A 14,678-nucleotide genomic window follows, 5' to 3' on the forward strand; every position below is an offset into this window, starting at 1 on the left:
CGTCAGTTCAGCATCGCCCGTGCCCCGCGCGCCTGCCGCCGCGCCCGGTCGGCCGTCGCCGGATCCAGGGCGGCGACGTCGTCGGCGTACGTGTCCAGCTCGCGCGCACCCGCCAGGTACTCCCCTCTGTGGACGAGGAGTTGGGCGCGCTCGTAGTGCAGCCGGGGCGACGGTGACGGCAGGAGCAGGCTGAGGTCGACGGCCCAGAGGGAGACGTCGGAGCGTTCGGGGCGGGGCGCGGCCCAGGCGCGGATGTTGTTGAGGATGCGCGCCACGATGTCCAGCGGGCCGGCGGGGCTCAGCATCGACGGCACGGGCGGTGACCCCGTGGCCGCCGCCACCAGGAGTTCCACGTCGGTGCCGGTGAGCATCCTGCCGCCGTCGAAGGGGTCGGCGAGGATCTGGTCGTCGCGGGGTCCGAAGCCGACGACGAAGTGTCCGGGGAGCGCGACTCCGTAGACGGGGGCGCCCGCGCGGCGTGCCACTTCCATCCAGACGACGGAGAGCAGGATCGGCAGGCCCCTGCGGCGGCGCAGGACGCGGTGGAGGAGGGAGGAGTCCAGGCGCTGGTAGTCGCCGGGTCTGCCCTTGAAGCCGCAGTGCGTGCCGAGGAGGTCGGTCAGGGCGGCGGCCCAGGCGCGCGGGTCGTCGGTGCGGCGGGAGCGGCGGCCGAGTTCGGCCTGTTCCGCGAGCCGGTCGAGCAGGCGCCGTGCGGCGTCGATGTCCGCCTCGTCGAAGGAGGGGTCCGCCTCGGTGCCGATCAGCAGGCACAGGAGCGCCAGATCGGGCCGTGCGGACTCGGCCTCGGCCGCGAACAGCCGCCGCCACTCGGTGGTTCCGGGGGGTCGGGGGTGCATACGTCCGTGGTGCCCGGTCGCCTCGATCGATACGTCCGTCCGGGCGGCCCGCACCGTCCCGCACCGGCTCAGTTCAGCATCGCCCGCGCGGCCCGCGCCTGCTGGCGCACCCGTTCCGCCGTGGTCGGCTCCACCGGAGTCACCACATCCGCGTACGCGTCGAGCTCCGCCGCGCCCCCCAGGAAGTCCCCCCGCTGGACGAGGAGTTGGGCCCGCTCGTAGCGCAGCCTGGCCGGATGGGCGGGCAGCAGCAGCGACAGCTCCAGGGCCCACAGGGCGACGTCGGACCGCTCGGGCCGGGCGGCGGCCCAGGCCCTGATGTTGTTGAGGATCCGCTGCACGATGTTCAGCGGGTCGGCGGGCGTCAGCATGGACGGCTGGATGCCCGTGCCCGCTGTCCCGGCCACCAGGAGCTCGGCGTCGGTGCCGGTGAGCAGCCGGCCGCCGTCGAAGGGGTCGGCGAGGACCTGGTCGTCGCGCGGCCCGAAGCCGACGACGAAGTGTCCGGGGAGCGCGACTCCGTAGACGGGGGCGCCCGCGCGGCGCGCCACTTCCATCCACACCACGGAGAGCAGGATCGGCAGGCCCCTGCGGCGGCGCAGGACCTGGTGCAGGAGGGAGGAGTCCAGGCGCTGGTAGTCGCCAGGGGTTCCCTCGAACCCGCACTGGTCACCGAGGAGTTCGGCCATCGCGGTCGCCCACGCGCGGGGCCCGCCGGGCCGGAACGGCAGCAGACCGGCGAGGCGGTCCAGCTCGATCTCTGCGGCGTCGATCCCTGCCTCGTCGAGGGAGGGGTCGGCCTCGGTGCCGATCAGCAGGCACAGCGGCGCGAGACCGGGCCGCTCCGACCTCGCTTCTTCGGCGAACCGCCGCCGCCATTCGCCGGACTCCGCGTGCATACGTGCCTCGTGTCTGCCCTCGCCGGGCGCTGTTTCCGTGCCGTGCTCTGCTCTGCCGTGCTCCGTCAGGCCCGCCGTTCCCGCTCAGGCAGGGCCGTACCGGTAGTGGTGATAGGCGTGATGAGCGGCGAAACCCATCCCGCCGTACAGCGCCCGCGCGCTGTCGTTGTCGTCCTCGACCTGCAGCCAGGCCGCCGAAGCGCCCTCGGCCAGGGCCTGCCGGGCCAGTGCGGTCATCACCGCGGTGGCGAGCCCCCGGCGCCGGTGCTCCGGGTCCACCTCGACGGCCATGAAGCCCGCCCAGCGTCCGTCCACCACGCACCGCCCGATGGCGGCCGGGGCGTCACCGCTCCCGGGCACGGAAGCGAACCATACCGAGGGCCCGCCCGCCAGCACCTCGAGCACATGCGGTCCCGGAACCCCGAACCGCTTGTACCGCCGCAGCCACGGCTCGTCGAAGGAGCGGGAGAGCACGACACGGTCCACGTCCGCGGCCAGGTCCCCGACCGGGGCGAGCCCCCCGACGTGCACCTCCGCGGTCACCTCGCGCACCCAGCCGCGCTCCTCCAGGCCGGCGCAGAGCAGCTCCTGCGTGCCCTCGGCGCCGGTCGCGGTCTGGATGTACGGGGGCAGGTCACGGGCCGCGTACCACTCGCGCACGTACGAGAGTGCCTCGTCGAGCGGTCGGCCGGGATCGCCCAGCGGCAGCGCGGAGTTGGCCCGCCGCGTGAACCCGGCCGCCGCCCGCAGCTCCCACTCCCCGAGCCGCTCGCTCTCCACGGGCTGCCAGGCCCGGGCGGAGACCCGCGCCAGCTCCTCGTAGGAGGCGGCGGGGCCCCGGCGGCGCGCGGGCGCGGCCGGCACGACCTTGCCCGCCACCAGGGTTCCTTCCGGGATGCGGACGCTCTCACCGTTCCGTCGTGTGATGAGCACCACACCGTCGTCCCACGATGTGAGAACACCCACCGTGTCGGTGAACTTGTCACCCGGCGCCGAAGCGGTGCTCAGGCGTCGAATGGAGACTCTTTTCCCCACGTCAGCAGGGGTGATACGGACCTCGAGTCGTCCGCCGCCGGTGATTTCCACAGCTCTGCAAGCCCCTCCTGTTCGGATCATGCCCGGGAACGGAGATACTAGGGGCGGGCATCGACGACGCCGCGCTCCCGCGCGCCAGGCGAGCGGAGCCTGAGGACGGCCCGCCAACGCCCGTATCGAGGAGGAACGACAGCGTGACCTACGTCATCGCGCAGCCTTGTGTCGACGTCAAGGACAAGGCGTGCATCGAGGAGTGCCCGGTCGACTGCATTTACGAGGGCCAGCGGTCCTTGTACATCCACCCGGACGAATGCGTCGACTGTGGAGCCTGCGAACCGGTCTGCCCGGTCGAGGCGATCTTCTACGAGGACGACACTCCTGAGGAGTGGAAGGACTACTACAAGGCGAACGTCGAGTTCTTCGACGATCTCGGTTCGCCCGGTGGCGCGAGCAAGCTCGGCCTGATCGAGCGCGACCACGCCTTCATCGCCGCCCTGCCGCCGCAGAACCAGTAACGGCAGCCTGAGCGTCGCCCCGGTCCCGTACGGCATCTTCGCCGCACGGGACCGAGGCATATGCAACAACGACCAGCACCAGCACGGGAGTCAACACGTGTCCGCAGTCTCCGACCGGCTTCCCACCTTCCCCTGGGACAAGCTCGAGCCGTACAAGGCCACGGCGGCCGCCCACCCCGGCGGCATCGTCGACCTGTCGGTCGGCACCCCGGTGGACCCGGTTCCCGAGCTGATCCAGAAAGCGCTGATCGCGGCCGCGGACTCGCCCGGCTATCCGACGGTGTGGGGCACGGCCGAGCTGCGCGACGCGCTCACCGGCTGGTGCGAACGGCGCCTCGGCGCCCGCGGCCTGACGCACCGCAACGTCCTGCCGGTCGTCGGCTCCAAGGAGCTCGTGGCCTGGCTCCCGACGCAGCTGGGCCTCGGCCCGGGCGACGTGGTGGCCTACCCGCGGCTCGCCTACCCGACGTACGAGGTGGGCGCGCGCCTGGCCCGCGCGGAGTACGTCGCCTACGACGAGCCGACCGAGCTCGACCCGGCCGGCCTCAAGCTCCTCTGGCTCAACTCGCCCTCGAACCCCACCGGCCGCGTCCTGACCGAGGAAGAGCTGACCCGCACCGTCGCCTGGGCGCGCGAACACGGCGTGCTGCTCGTCAGCGACGAGTGCTACCTGGAACTCGGCTGGGAGGCCGAGCCGGTCTCGGTCCTGCACCCGGACGTGTGCGGCGGTTCGTACGAGGGCATCGTCGCCGTCCACTCGCTCTCCAAGCGGTCCAACCTGGCGGGGTACCGCGCGGCGTTCGTCGCCGGTGACGCGGGCGTCCTCGGGGACCTGCTGCAGATCCGCAAGCACGGCGGCATGATGACCTCCGCGCCGACCCAGGCCGCCGTCGTGGCGGCCCTCGGCGACGACGAGCACGTGCGCGAGCAGCGCGAGCGGTACGCGGCCCGGCGCGCCGCCCTGCGGGACGCCCTGCTGAAGCACGGCTTCCGCATCGAGCACAGCGAGGCCAGCCTCTACCTGTGGGCCACCCGCGACGAGTCCTGCTGGGACACCGTCGGCCACCTCGCGGAACGCGGCATCCTGGTGGCGCCCGGCGACTTCTACGGCCCGGCGGGCGACCGCTTCGTGCGCGTGGCGCTGACGGCGACGGACGAGCGGGTCGCGGCGGCGGTCGAGCGGCTGGCGTAACGCGCCTTCGAGGACGACGTCAGAGCACGACGTCAGAGCACGACGTCCGAGCACGACGGAGGGCCCGGAGCCAGTGGCTCCGGGCCCTCCCTGCGTGTGGCCCGGGTCAGCCGAGCGGCAGGGTGCTGACCGGCAGCTGGTCGGTCGGCAGGCCGCCCTGCGTCAGCGAGTCGGTGGGCAGGCCGCCGCCCAGGTCGTCGGTGGGCAGCCCGCCCTCGGTGGCCGAGTTCGCGGTCTCGCCGAGCACCTGGCCCGCGCTGCCCGTGACGTCACCGGCGGCCCGCTGTCCGGCGGGAACCGCCGTCTTGCCGGCCCGGCCGACGGCCTTGGTCGCGGCCGGGACGGACTTCTTCACGGCCTTGCTTCCGGTGTCGCCCGCGAGGTTGCCGACGTTCTGAGCCGCGTCGTCGACGGTGTTGCCGAGGCCGTCGCCGTCCACAGCGGACACTCCGCCCAGGTCGGGGGCGGCCGGGAGGTCAACGGCGCTCGCGGAGCCGGCCGCACCGACCACGGAAGCTGCACCCGCTGCGCTGAGCAGCGCGGCACGGGCGATCCGGCGGGTCAGGGGGAGGGACATGATGCTCCTTCAAACGGGAGAGGACGTTGGGTGTCCGCCGGATCGGCTCCGGCGTCGCGCCGGACGGCTTCCGGCGGTCAGACGCAGTGACTACCGCTCGAAGCCCGCGAAGGTTGCGGTGCGCCAATGTAAAGAGTTGGCAATGCGTCGCATTATCGGCTGCGGAGAAAAAGGGGCAAACGACTTACGGGCCGTTTCGCTGCAGAAACCTTAATGCCCTGTGATCTCAAGGGATTTGGAGATTGCGCGAGACCGGGGCCGGAAACTCGGACACGGTGTCGCTCCGTAACGCCCCGAGTGCCCCCAAAGAGTGAAGCGCCGCACTACTGCCCAGTGACGATTCGGACCTCGTCCGCGGCCCTGCCCGCCCCCGCGGCCCCGGCCGCCGGCACCTTCCGCCACTTCCCCGAATCCCCGGCACGCCACTCCCGGCCGCCGTACGAAACCCGCTCGATGTGCAGCGCGGAGGAGTGCGCCACCGCCCAGTGCGCCAGCTCCCAGCCGCGCTGCGACGCCCGGTCGTCGGCCGGCCGGGCGGGCACGCGGACCGTCACCGCGCGCCCCGGGGCGCCGCCGGGGCGCACCTCGCGGCCGAAGTCGCGGACGAGCGCGGCCCGGACCTTCGCCGGACCGCCGGGGTCCGTGCCGGCGCGGCCCTCGCAGCCGAAGGTGGCGGGCGCCCGGCCGGTGAGCGCGGCGGCGAGCAGCGCGGCGTCCGGCTCGTGCTTGGCGTAGGCCTGCGGATAGCCGCTGCGCTGCACGCGCTGCGCGGCGACCGTGAGGGGCAGCCGCGAATAGCCGGGGACGTCGGCAAGGTGCTCGTAGAAACGGCCCGCCGAATACGCCGGGTCCATGATCTGCCGCTCGTCGCCCCAGCCCTGCGAGGGCCGCTGCTGGAAGAGGCCGAGCGAATCCCGGTCCCCGTGCGTGATGTTGCGCAGCCCCGACTCCTGAAGGGCGGTGGCGAGGGCGATGGTCACCGCGCGCTCCGGCATCCCGCGCGAGGTGCCGGCCGCGGCGACCGTCGCGGCGTTCTCCGCCTGTTCGGCCGTGAAGGTGTACGAAGCGCCGTCGCCCCTGCCCGACACGACCGTGCACCGCGGCTCGCGCTTGCCCCCGTACACGTACTGCAACGTCACATAGCCCACGACGGCGAGCAGCACGGCGGCCGCGGTCCCGATACGGAGGAGGCGGCCGCGCCGGAGGGGGCTGGGGGGCTCAGGCACGCGTCCAAGGTACTGGAGTCCACTGACAGGGCGGCGGCCCACCGGCGTTAGGGTCGTCCGCATGTCTCAGACACCGCTTGACCTCACGCTCGACGCCGCGGAGCTCACCGCGCGGCTGGTCGACTTCCCGTCCCCGAGCGGCGAGGAGAAGGCGCTCGCCGACGCCATCGAGACGGCCCTGCGCGCCCTGCCGCACCTCACGGTCGACCGGCACGGCAACAACGTGGTGGCCCGCACGAACCTCGGCCGCGCCGAGCGGGTCATCCTCGCCGGGCACATCGACACGGTGCCGATCGCGGACAACGTCCCCTCCCGTCTCGACGAGAACGGCGTCCTCTGGGGCTGCGGCACCTGCGACATGAAGTCGGGCGTCGCCGTCCAGCTGCGCATCGCGCAGACCGTGCCCGAACCCAACCGCGACCTCACCTTCGTCTTCTACGACAACGAAGAAGTGGCCGCCCACCTCAACGGCCTCGGGCACGTCGCCGAGGCCCACCCCGACTGGCTGGCGGGCGACTTCGCCGTCCTCCTGGAGCCGACCGACGGCCAGGTCGAGGGCGGCTGCCAGGGCACCCTGCGGGTCCTCCTCAAGACCAAGGGCGTGCGGGCACACTCCGCGCGTGCGTGGATGGGCTCCAACGCCATCCACGCGGCCACCCCCATCCTCCAGAAGCTCGCCGCCTACGAGCCCCGCAAGCCGGTGGTCGAGGGCCTGGAGTTCCACGAGGGCCTCAACGCCGTCCGCATCGAGGGCGGCGTGGCCACCAACGTCATCCCCGACGAGTGCACCGTCACCGTCAACTTCCGCTACGCCCCCGACCGCAGCGAGGAAGAGGCCCTCGCCTTCGTCCGCGACTACTTCGCGGACTGCGGCGTCGACGAGTTCGTCGTCGACGACCACACGGGCGCGGCCCGCCCCGGCCTGACCCACCCGGCTGCCGCGGCCTTCATGGCGGCCGTCGGCGGCGAGGCCCGCCCCAAGTTCGGCTGGACGGACGTCTCCCGCTTCAGCGCGCTCGGCGTGCCCGCGGTCAACTACAGCCCCGGCAACCCGTTGCTGGCCCACAAGATCGACGAGCGCGTCGAGGCGTCGCTGATCCCGGTGGCGGAGGAGAAGCTGCGGGCCTGGCTGACGTCGTAGGTTCCTGTGCCGCTCTTGGTGCCGGACATCCCGAGGTCCCTCGGACGTAACCCGCGTAGATCTACGCTGTGGGTCACGTACGCATGGAGGGAGCAGACGATGAGCCACCCCGACAACAGCGCCGAGCGCGCTGCCCGCGCTGCCAGGAAGCGTCCTGAGGAGCAGCGGCTCGGCCCGGTGCTGCGCCGGCGGGACAAGGTGCAGGCCGGTACCACGGACCAGCGTCTCCTCGACTCCGACGGGCCTTCCGAATGGGTGCACACGGATCCCTGGAGAGTCCTGCGCATCCAGTCCGAGTTCATCGAGGGCTTCGGCACCCTCGCGGAACTCCCGCCCGCCATCAGCGTGTTCGGTTCGGCGCGCACGGGGGAGGACTCTCCGGAGTACGCGGCCGGGGTCGAGATCGGCAAGGCGCTCGTGGAGGCCGGCTTCGCCGTGATCACGGGCGGCGGTCCCGGCGCGATGCAGGCCGCCAACCAGGGCGCCGTCGAGGCGAAGGGCACCTCGGTCGGCCTCGGCATCGAGCTCCCCTTCGAGCAGGGCCTCAACCCGTACGTCGACATCGGCGTGAACTTCCGCTACTTCTTCGTCCGCAAGACGATGTTCGTGAAGTACGCGCAGGGTTTCGTGGTCCTGCCCGGCGGCCTCGGCACGCTGGACGAGCTCTTCGAAGCGCTCACCCTCGTCCAGACCCGCAAGGTCACCCGCTTCCCCATCGTCCTCTTCGGCTCGCAGTACTGGGGCGGCCTGGTCGACTGGCTCAAGAACACGGTGATCGCCCAGGGCAAGGCCTCCGAGGCGGACCTCCTCCTCTTCCACGTCACGGACGACGTGGAAGAGGCGATCTCACTGGTGACGAAGGAAGTCGGCAAGTAAGAAGCACTCAGGCGAGTCCCCGGCGGGCGACCGCCGGGGGCCGATGCCCCGCGATCGTCGCCACCATGACCTTTCCTTCGTGCCGCGCTCGCGCCGCTCGGCGCCGGGGCGCCTCCCGGGCTTCGCACGGCTGCGCCGGACTCCGTCCGGCCGGGGTGGGGCGGGGTCGCTCAGGCCAATCCTCGCCGGGCCACGGCGGGAGCACGATGCCCCGCGATCGTCGCCACCATGTCCAGCACCTGCTTGGTCTCGGCGACCTCGTGCACGCGGTAGACCTGGGCGCCCAGCCAGGCGGAGACCGCTGTGGTCGCCAGGGTGCCGATGACGCGTTCCTTGACCGGCTTGTCGAGGGTCTCGCCGACGAAGTCCTTGTTGGAGAGGGAGACCAGGACGGGCCACTCCGTGTCGACCATCTCGCCGAGCCTGCGGGTGGCCTCCAGGCTGTGGCGGGTGTTCTTGCCGAAGTCGTGGCCCGGGTCGATCATCACGGACTCGCGCGGCACGCCCAGCTCCACCGCGCGTTCGGCCAGGCCGACCGTCACGCGCAGGATGTCGGCCATCACGTCGTCGTACGTGACGCGGTGCGGCCGCGTGCGCGGTTCGGCGCCGCCCGCGTGCGTGCAGACCAGGCCCACCCCGTAGCGCGCGGCGACCTCCGCGAGCTTCGGGTCGACGCCGCCCCAGGCGTCGTTGAGCAGATCGGCGCCCGCCTCGCAGACCGCCGCACCGACGTCGTGCCGCCACGTGTCGACGCTGATCACCACGTCGGGGAACCGCTTGCGGACCTCGGCGACGAACCCGACCGTGCGGCGCGCCTCCTCCTCGGCGGTGACCTCCTCGCCCGGGCCCGCCTTGACCCCGCCGATGTCGACGATGGCGGCGCCCTCGGCCACGGCCTGCTCCACGCGCGCGAGCGCCGGTTCGTCGCGGAACGTGGCTCCCTGGTCGTAGAAGGAGTCCGGGGTCCGGTTGACGATCGCCATGATCACCGGCTCGTGCGCGTCGAACTCGCGCCTGCCAAGCCTGAGCATGCCCTGTGGCCCTCCTGGGTCCTTGTCGCGGTTCGGCCGCCTGCGACCTTAACTGTCACAGGCACATGGCACGATCGGACCCTGACAGTTTCAGCACGGGCAGTCGAGCGTGAGGGCCTGAAGAGATGGTCTTGTTCTTGTTCCTGGTCGTCGCCCTCCTGGTGGTGGTCGGCGCGGTGACCCTCGCCGTGATCAGCGGCGGCGAGAGCGGCGCGCTGCCCGACGCCGCGCCCGAGCGGTTCACCGACCCGCTGCCCCTGGACCGCCCCCTGCGCCGTGCCGACGTCGACGCGGTGCGCTTCCCGATGACGCTGCGCGGCTACCACATGGACGAGGTGGACGACGTCCTCGGCCGCCTCGGCGCCGAGCTGGCCGAGCGGGACGCCCGCATCGCCGAGCTGGAGGCGGCCCTGGCCGGCGCGCAGGCCACGGCGGTCGCGGGCCGCACTCTCTTCGAGGGGTACGAACCACGTGGGCCCGAGGAGAAGAAGGGCGACGACCAGTGAGTACCGAGAGCGGCGCGGTCCCGGGCCCGGACGGCGGCCTCCGCTGCCCGTGGGGCCTGTCCACCGCGGACTACGTGGCGTACCACGACGACGAGTGGGGCCGCCCGGTCCGCGGCGACGACGCGCTGTACGAGCGGCTCTGCCTGGAAGCCTTCCAGTCGGGCCTGTCGTGGATCACGATCCTGCGCCGCCGCGAAGGCTTCCGCGCCGCCTTCGCCGGGTTCAGGATCGCCGCGGTGGCGGAGTTCACCGACGAGGACCGCGAGCGGCTCCTCGCCGACCCGGGGATCATCCGCAACCGCGCCAAGATCGACGCCACCCTCGCCAACGCGCGCGTGCTCGCCGACTGGTCCGAGGGCGAACTGGACTCCCTGATCTGGTCGTACGCACCGGACCCCGCGACCCGTCAGGCACCCCGCAGCATCGCCGAGGTACCCGCGATCACCGACGAGTCCACGGCCCTCTCCAAGGCACTCAAGAAGCGCGGCATCCGCTTCGTCGGCCCCACCACGGCGTACGCGCTGATGCAGGCCTGCGGTCTGGTCGACGACCACCTCGCGGACTGCGTGGCCCGCGAGGCCGCGTAACCGGATCAGCGCCCGAGGTACTTCGGCTTCTCCTTGGCGATGAAAGCCTGCACGGCGATGGTGTGGTCCTCCGACGCGCCCGCCTTCGCCTGCAGCTCGTCCTCCTTGTCCAGCGCCTCGTCCAAGGTGTGGCCCGCGGCGTAGGCCAGGGACTCCTTGAGCGCGGCGTAGGCCAGGGTCGGGCCCTCGGCGAGGGTGCGGGCCACCTGCGCGGCCTCGGCGGCGAGGTCGTCGGCGGGCACGATCCGGTTGGCGATGCCCAGCTCGTACGCCTCCTGCGCGCTGATGTTGCGCGGGAAGAGCAGCAGGTCGGCGGCGCGGCCGGGGCCGATCACGCGCGGCAGCGTCCAGGAGACTCCGGAGTCGGCGGTCAGCGCGACGCCCGCGAACGAGGTGTTGAACTTGGCGGTGTCCGCGACGACCCGGTAGTCGGCGGCGAGCGCGAAGCCGAGGCCCGCGCCCGCGGCGACGCCGTTGACCCCCGCCACGACCGGCTTCGGCATGCCCGCCAGGGCCCGCACGATGGGGTTGTAGTGCTCCTTGACCGTGCTCATCGTCTGCCCGGTGCCCGCCTCGCGGTCCGCCGCGAGGGAGCCGATGTGCTCCTTGAGGTCCTGGCCCACACAGAAGGCGCGGCCCGTCGCGGTGAGCAGCACCGCGCGCACGGCCTCGTCGCCGGCGGCCGACCGCACGGCTTCCCGCAGCGCGACCTTCGCCTCGGTGTTCATGGCGTTCATCGCCTCGGGACGGTTGATCGTGATCGTCGCGAGTCCGTCGCTCACCTCGTAGAGCACGCTGTCGGCCATGGTGGTCCCCTCCGCTGGTCCAGTACGTAGAGCTCAGCATGACGGAGATCATCGAGCTCCGGCATGCGACCGGTCATGTGACCTGCGTCAAAGAATTTCGGGTCCCTGGGGCGTATGGGACGGCGAAGTATCGCAGCCACATCGCCGAAATGAGGGGTTTTGCGGGCGCGCGTTGCGCAAGCGATGCCGACCGATGTTGGTCATCGGGTCCCGCGATGCGGGATAATGGCCTGGAAGCAATGTGTTCGATGCCGGTGACACCTGGGTTGTCGGCTGCGATGAGCTGGTTTCAGGAAGGGGAACGAGCATGGCGGCCATGAAGCCGCGGACGGGCGACGGCCCGCTCGAGGTGACCAAGGAGGGGCGGGGCATCGTCATGCGCGTTCCGCTCGAAGGCGGCGGACGACTTGTCGTCGAACTGACTCCGGACGAGGCCGACGCGCTCGGCGACGCCCTGAAGAAGGTCGTCGGCTGACGCGGAAGCGCGCACACTTTTCCACTGCCCGGCATCGTACGACGATGCCGGGCAGTGCTGTGTCCGGGCCGGGGGCCTTCAGGGGCACAGGCCGTGGGGCCCGGGGCTGATCTGCTCAAGGGGCGCAGGCCGTGGGGCCCAGGACCGGTCCACTCAAGGGGCACAGGCCGTGGGGCCCGAGACCGGTCTACTCAAGGGGCGCGGGGAACTGCGCGACCAGCCACGACGCACCCGCAGCCAAAGAAGCCCGCTCCGGCCGGGGCTTTTCAGGGGCGCGGGGAACTGCGCGACACCAGCCACGACGCACCCGCAGAAAAAGAACCGCCCAAGCCAGCGCAGCGCCGACGCAGCGCTACCGTTTGACGGCGCAGAGGAGACCGTCTCCCACAGGGAGCAACGAAGGCACCAGATCAGAACTCTCCCGCACCGCCCGCAACAACTCACGCAGGTGCAGAACCTCGACCGGCTGCGGCCCGGAGTCCACGGTCCTGCCGTCCGCGAAGACGCCCTCGAAGCAGACGAGCCCACCGGGCCGCAGCAGGCGCAACGATTCAGCGAGGTACTCGAGGGACTCCAGCCGGTCCCCGTCGCAGAACACGAGGTCGTAACCGCCGTCGGCCAGCCGCGGCAGGACATCCAGGGCCCGCCCCGGAATGAACCGAGCCCGGTTGCCCGCGAAGCCGGCCGCGCGGAAGGCCTGCCGCGCGAACTGCTGGCGGTCCGGCTCGGGATCGACGGTGGTCAGGACGCCGTCGGGCCGCATGCCGTGCAGCAGGTGGATGCCCGACACCCCGGTGCCCGTACCGATTTCGGCCACCGCTTTCGCGTCAGCCGTGGCGGCGAGCATCCGCAGCGCGGCGCCGGTGCCGGGCGACACCGAGGGCAGGCCTGCCTCCCGGGCCCGGTCCCGGGCCCAGCGCAGTGCCTCGTCCTCGGCGACAAAGGCGTCGGCGAACGCCCAGCCCGTCTGCCGGTTGCCGGTAATGGCCCTCTCCTGTCCCCGTGGTTGCCTGGCCGTGACTGTATCCGTTGGGGCCGGGAACCCGCAGATGAGGCCGGGCGTTTATAGGGGGTGGGAGCGCGACGGGGGTTACGGATGGATCAAGAGCAGAAGCGGACGGCTCGCAGGGGCAGGACACCTGCAGAGAAGCCCGTACCAAATTCACGTAAAAACGCTTATCCGGAGCTAACGGGCGAGGTGGTTATGGTAGGGGCTCCACTGGACACCACCAGAGCCGACAGGGGAGGTGCGGCTGCGTCTGCGAATCGGGGAGGAGCGCTCCGGCGTTTTCTCGGATTGGCGGGTGAGCCGAAATCCGTGACCGACACCGCTGACCGCATCCGTGCCAACGACTCCGCTCAGACCGCGACCTTTGCCGCTGACGCGGAATCGCAGGCGTGGACTCCGCCCACCTGGGAGGAGATCGTCAGCACACACAGCGGCCGCGTGTACCGCCTGGCGTACCGCCTGACCGGCAATCAGCACGACGCGGAGGACCTCACGCAGGAGGTCTTCGTCCGCGTCTTCCGCTCCCTCTCGACCTACACCCCCGGCACGTTCGAGGGCTGGCTGCACCGCATCACCACGAACCTCTTCCTGGACATGGTGCGCCGCAAGCAGCGCATCCGTTTCGACGCGCTCGGGGACGACGCCGCGGAGCGGCTGCCGAGCCGCGAGCCGTCGCCGCAGCAGGTGTTCAACGACACGCACTTCGACGCGGACGTCCAGCAGGCGCTCGACACGCTCGCGCCCGAGTTCCGCGCCGCCGTGGTCCTCTGCGACATCGAAGGTCTTTCGTACGAGGAGATCGCAGCCACCCTCGGCGTCAAGCTCGGCACGGTCCGCAGCCGTATCCACCGTGGCCGCTCGCAGCTGCGCAAGGCTCTCCAGCACCGCTCTCCCGAAGCCCGCGCCGAGCGACGTTCGCTCGCGGTCACCGGGGCCGTGGCGCTGGGAGGAGGGGGCGCGACCGCGTGAGTGGATCACGGTCGAATCCTGCCGAACGGCAACTAGCCGAGGCCGAGCAGCATCTGGGGGACCGGCTCGCCGCCCTTGTGGACGGCGAGTTGGGACATGACGCGCGCGAGCGCGTCCTGGCACATCTGGCGACCTGTCCGATGTGCAAGACCGAGGCCGACGCGCAGCGTCGCCTGAAGAGCGTCTTCGCGCAGGCGGCCCCGCCGCCGCCCACCGAGAGTTTCCTCGCCCGCCTCCAAGGTCTTCCAGGAGGCGGTTCCGGGCCGTCCGGAGGACCGGGCGGCGATGACGGATTCGCCACCGGAGCCACCGATTCCGCCGGCTTGCCGCGGGCCGGGATCTTCGGCGTGAACCCCGACCCCTTCGTGGAGTACGTCCCGGCGGGCGCCCACGCCGCGGTGCTCCCCAGCGAGCAGCGGGGCTTCCGCATCCATGACGTCACGCGGCACGAGGCGGAGCGGCCCACCTGGCGCGGGCGCCGCTTCGCGTTCGCGGCGGCGGGCGCGGTGTCACTGGCCGCCATCGCGCTCGGCGGCGTCACGGTCGGCGCCCCCGCCGACTCGAGCGACCCCCGCGCGGGCGGCTCGGGGAGCAACGTGACCCCGCAGCGCTCCCAGGGGTCCGGCACCGCCGTGACCCCCGACTCCGTGCGCCGCCGGGGCAGCGGCAACCCGCTCTCGGTGCAGGGCCAGCGCCCCGGCGTCCTGATGGCACCGGCCGCGCCCACGGAGGTGACGGGACCGCTGCTCCCCGGGGCTCCGGCGCATCCGCTGGGCTCCCGCGAGTCCGCGTACGAGCTGACGGCGCCGATGCTGGCGGGCGCCGCCGCGATCTCCCCGCTGATACGTCCGGCGCAGCCCGGCCGGCACGCGACGGAGGACCACCTGCTGCCGGGCGGCACGAATCCGGTGCGGACCAGCGCCGCGCCGCAGGGCGCCGGGCCGCTGAAGGGCACGTCGCAGGTGCGCTGACCCGAC

The 14,678-nt window shown here is 72.1% G+C and carries 17 protein-coding genes; 9 read left to right on the plus strand and 8 right to left on the minus strand.

Translation table 11 applies throughout. The annotated features are described in order from the left end of the window. Positions 1–2: 2 nt before the first annotated feature. The 3 genes from ACI2L3_RS22020 to ACI2L3_RS22030 all read right to left on the minus strand — a co-directional run bounded on the left by ACI2L3_RS22020 (position 3) and on the right by ACI2L3_RS22030 (position 2,842). Positions 3–857 carry a transglutaminase-like domain-containing protein gene (locus tag ACI2L3_RS22020; protein ID WP_404754073.1) on the minus strand — a complete coding sequence of 285 codons (855 nt, stop codon included), beginning with the start codon at positions 855–857 and terminating at the stop codon, positions 3–5. 68 nt (positions 858–925) lie between these two features. Next, on the minus strand, positions 926–1,756 hold the full coding sequence (locus ACI2L3_RS22025) for a tetratricopeptide repeat protein (RefSeq protein ID WP_404754074.1): 831 nt from the start codon (positions 1,754–1,756) through the stop codon (positions 926–928). Positions 1,757–1,840: 84 nt separating this feature from the next. Continuing rightward, on the minus strand, positions 1,841–2,842 hold the full coding sequence (locus ACI2L3_RS22030) for a GNAT family N-acetyltransferase (protein WP_404754075.1): 1,002 nt from the start codon (positions 2,840–2,842) through the stop codon (positions 1,841–1,843). 143 nt (positions 2,843–2,985) lie between these two features. Between ACI2L3_RS22030 and fdxA the strand changes: the two genes are divergently transcribed. Both fdxA and ACI2L3_RS22040 read left to right on the plus strand, forming a co-directional pair. Beyond that, positions 2,986–3,306: a ferredoxin gene (gene fdxA / locus ACI2L3_RS22035; protein ID WP_018956287.1), complete on the plus strand. Its 321-nt coding sequence runs from the start codon at positions 2,986–2,988 to the stop codon at positions 3,304–3,306. Between the two features lie 97 nt (positions 3,307–3,403). Further along, the gene (locus ACI2L3_RS22040) at positions 3,404–4,498 is read left to right on the plus strand and encodes a bifunctional succinyldiaminopimelate transaminase/glutamate-prephenate aminotransferase (RefSeq protein WP_404754076.1); all 1,095 of its coding nucleotides are present in this window, start codon (positions 3,404–3,406) and stop codon (positions 4,496–4,498) included. A gap of 106 nt (positions 4,499–4,604) precedes the next feature. On the opposite strand, the gene ACI2L3_RS22045 is transcribed toward ACI2L3_RS22040, so the two are convergent. Next, positions 4,605–5,075 (minus strand): ATP-binding protein, encoded by a 471-nt coding sequence (locus tag ACI2L3_RS22045; protein WP_404754077.1) that lies wholly within the window; start codon positions 5,073–5,075, stop codon positions 4,605–4,607. 323 nt (positions 5,076–5,398) lie between these two features. Then, positions 5,399–6,301: a heavy metal transporter gene (locus ACI2L3_RS22050; protein WP_404754078.1), complete on the minus strand. Its 903-nt coding sequence runs from the start codon at positions 6,299–6,301 to the stop codon at positions 5,399–5,401. Between the two features lie 61 nt (positions 6,302–6,362). Between ACI2L3_RS22050 and dapE the strand changes: the two genes are divergently transcribed. After that, positions 6,363–7,442 carry a succinyl-diaminopimelate desuccinylase gene (gene dapE / locus ACI2L3_RS22055; RefSeq protein ID WP_404754079.1) on the plus strand — a complete coding sequence of 360 codons (1,080 nt, stop codon included), beginning with the start codon at positions 6,363–6,365 and terminating at the stop codon, positions 7,440–7,442. 99 nt (positions 7,443–7,541) lie between these two features. Further along, the gene (locus tag ACI2L3_RS22060; RefSeq protein ID WP_404754080.1) at positions 7,542–8,318 is read left to right on the plus strand and encodes a TIGR00730 family Rossman fold protein; all 777 of its coding nucleotides are present in this window, start codon (positions 7,542–7,544) and stop codon (positions 8,316–8,318) included. A gap of 170 nt (positions 8,319–8,488) precedes the next feature. Here ACI2L3_RS22060 and folP read toward each other — a convergent pair whose 3' ends face one another. Continuing rightward, the gene (folP, locus tag ACI2L3_RS22065) at positions 8,489–9,349 is read right to left on the minus strand and encodes a dihydropteroate synthase (RefSeq protein ID WP_404754081.1); all 861 of its coding nucleotides are present in this window, start codon (positions 9,347–9,349) and stop codon (positions 8,489–8,491) included. Positions 9,350–9,474: 125 nt separating this feature from the next. On the opposite strand from folP, the gene ACI2L3_RS22070 reads away from it, so the two are divergent. Then, positions 9,475–9,855 carry a DivIVA domain-containing protein gene (locus ACI2L3_RS22070; RefSeq protein ID WP_404754082.1) on the plus strand — a complete coding sequence of 127 codons (381 nt, stop codon included), beginning with the start codon at positions 9,475–9,477 and terminating at the stop codon, positions 9,853–9,855. Further along, on the plus strand, positions 9,852–10,442 hold the full coding sequence (locus ACI2L3_RS22075; protein WP_404754083.1) for a DNA-3-methyladenine glycosylase I: 591 nt from the start codon (positions 9,852–9,854) through the stop codon (positions 10,440–10,442). The genes ACI2L3_RS22070 and ACI2L3_RS22075 overlap by 4 nt, the downstream gene beginning before the upstream one ends. A gap of 5 nt (positions 10,443–10,447) precedes the next feature. Here the strand turns inward: ACI2L3_RS22075 and ACI2L3_RS22080 are convergent, their stop codons facing one another. Next, on the minus strand, positions 10,448–11,248 hold the full coding sequence (locus ACI2L3_RS22080; protein WP_404754084.1) for an enoyl-CoA hydratase/isomerase family protein: 801 nt from the start codon (positions 11,246–11,248) through the stop codon (positions 10,448–10,450). A gap of 307 nt (positions 11,249–11,555) precedes the next feature. Here ACI2L3_RS22080 and ACI2L3_RS22085 point away from each other — a divergent pair, with 307 nt between their 5' ends. After that, positions 11,556–11,723: a DUF3117 domain-containing protein gene (locus ACI2L3_RS22085; RefSeq protein WP_003966491.1), complete on the plus strand. Its 168-nt coding sequence runs from the start codon at positions 11,556–11,558 to the stop codon at positions 11,721–11,723. Between the two features lie 352 nt (positions 11,724–12,075). Here the strand turns inward: ACI2L3_RS22085 and ACI2L3_RS22090 are convergent, their stop codons facing one another. Beyond that, entirely contained in the window at positions 12,076–12,774 is a 699-nt protein-coding gene (locus tag ACI2L3_RS22090) for an O-methyltransferase (protein WP_404754382.1), read from the minus strand. 153 nt (positions 12,775–12,927) lie between these two features. Between ACI2L3_RS22090 and sigE the strand changes: the two genes are divergently transcribed. Both sigE and ACI2L3_RS22100 read left to right on the plus strand, forming a co-directional pair. Then, positions 12,928–13,701 carry an RNA polymerase sigma factor SigE gene (gene sigE / locus ACI2L3_RS22095; RefSeq protein ID WP_365358898.1) on the plus strand — a complete coding sequence of 258 codons (774 nt, stop codon included), beginning with the start codon at positions 12,928–12,930 and terminating at the stop codon, positions 13,699–13,701. Further along, a complete protein-coding gene (locus ACI2L3_RS22100; protein WP_404754085.1) occupies positions 13,698–14,672 on the plus strand; it encodes an anti-sigma factor family protein in 975 nt (324 codons plus the stop codon). Before sigE ends, ACI2L3_RS22100 begins: the two co-directional genes overlap by 4 nt. Positions 14,673–14,678 lie beyond the last annotated feature (6 nt).

It is taken from the genome of Streptomyces sp. NPDC029674 (genome assembly GCF_044903205.1).
In the GTDB taxonomy this organism is placed as follows: domain Bacteria; phylum Actinomycetota; class Actinomycetes; order Streptomycetales; family Streptomycetaceae; genus Streptomyces.

Coding starts and splice junctions, on each gene's coding strand:
- ACI2L3_RS22020 (WP_404754073.1), bottom strand. CDS start 857: ATGCACCCCCGACCCCCCGGAACCACCGAGTGGCGGCGGCTGTTCGCG.
- ACI2L3_RS22025 (WP_404754074.1), bottom strand. CDS start 1,756: ATGCACGCGGAGTCCGGCGAATGGCGGCGGCGGTTCGCCGAAGAAGCG.
- ACI2L3_RS22045 (WP_404754077.1), bottom strand. CDS start 5,075: ATGTCCCTCCCCCTGACCCGCCGGATCGCCCGTGCCGCGCTGCTCAGC.
- dapE (WP_404754079.1), top strand. CDS start 6,363: ATGTCTCAGACACCGCTTGACCTCACGCTCGACGCCGCGGAGCTCACC.
- ACI2L3_RS22060 (WP_404754080.1), top strand. CDS start 7,542: ATGAGCCACCCCGACAACAGCGCCGAGCGCGCTGCCCGCGCTGCCAGG.
- folP (WP_404754081.1), bottom strand. CDS start 9,349: ATGCTCAGGCTTGGCAGGCGCGAGTTCGACGCGCACGAGCCGGTGATC.
- ACI2L3_RS22070 (WP_404754082.1), top strand. CDS start 9,475: ATGGTCTTGTTCTTGTTCCTGGTCGTCGCCCTCCTGGTGGTGGTCGGC.
- ACI2L3_RS22080 (WP_404754084.1), bottom strand. CDS start 11,248: ATGGCCGACAGCGTGCTCTACGAGGTGAGCGACGGACTCGCGACGATC.
- ACI2L3_RS22085 (WP_003966491.1), top strand. CDS start 11,556: ATGGCGGCCATGAAGCCGCGGACGGGCGACGGCCCGCTCGAGGTGACC.
- sigE (WP_365358898.1), top strand. CDS start 12,928: ATGGTAGGGGCTCCACTGGACACCACCAGAGCCGACAGGGGAGGTGCG.